General features: G+C 44.4%; 1 protein-coding gene. It reads left to right on the top strand.

Annotation, left to right across the window (positions count from 1 at the left end; all coding sequences use genetic code 11):
- Positions 1–372: glycoside hydrolase family 10-like protein (locus tag HC175_RS20600; RefSeq protein WP_168139885.1), on the top strand; the 372-nt coding region annotated here is incomplete at both ends.

The following is a 372-nucleotide window of genomic DNA, read 5'->3' as shown; positions in this document are numbered from 1 at the left end:
AAAAAGCTACTCAGGACCACACATCGGCAGTGGTAATGGATATTGTGAAGCGTTACGATATAGATGGGATACATTTTGATGACTATTTCTATCCATATGCATCATATAATAAAGGGGAGGAATTTCCGGATGCTGCAAATTATGCTGCATATCAAAGAGAAGGAGGGAAGCTATCCCGTGATGACTGGCGCAGGGATAACGTGAACCAATTTGTGGAACGTATTTATAAGGAGATCAAGGCCGAGAAACCGCAGGTAAAATTCGGAATAAGCCCTTTTGGTATCTATCGTCCGGGACATCCCCGGTCCATAACAGGAATGGATCAGTACAGCGAGCTTTATGCCGATGCCCGTTTGTGGCTTAATGAAGGCT

This window comes from Salinimicrobium oceani (assembly GCF_012037645.1).
The sequence above is the reverse complement of the archived record's forward strand: the minus strand, read 5'-3'. Positions and strand labels throughout refer to the sequence as shown.